Genomic DNA, 255 nt, shown 5'->3' with positions numbered 1-255 from the left:
CCCCCATATTCAGACAAAGTTTCTCGTGCTCCGTCCTACTCGATTTCACTTCTATGACCTTTTCGTGTACGGGGCTATCACCCACTATGGCCGGCTTTCCCACACCGTTCCACTAAAATCAAAGAAGCTTAAGGGCTGGTCCCCGTTCGCTCGCCGCTACTGAGGGAATCTCGGTTGATTTCTTTTCCTCAGGGTACTTAGATGTTTCAGTTCCCCTGGTTCGCCTCTTACACCTATGTATTCAGTGCAAGATAT

Annotated in this window: 1 rRNA gene; it reads right to left on the bottom strand. The window is 49.0% G+C overall.

From position 1 onward, the window contains the following. Positions 1 to 255: ribosomal RNA gene (locus tag VQ643_RS16420) — 23S ribosomal RNA — on the bottom strand; the annotation flags it as partial.

It is taken from the genome of Pseudomonas sp. F1_0610 (assembly GCF_047470865.1).
In the GTDB taxonomy this organism is placed as follows: domain Bacteria; phylum Pseudomonadota; class Gammaproteobacteria; order Pseudomonadales; family Pseudomonadaceae; genus JAZDRH01.
This window is presented reverse-complemented; position numbering and strand designations above follow the sequence as displayed.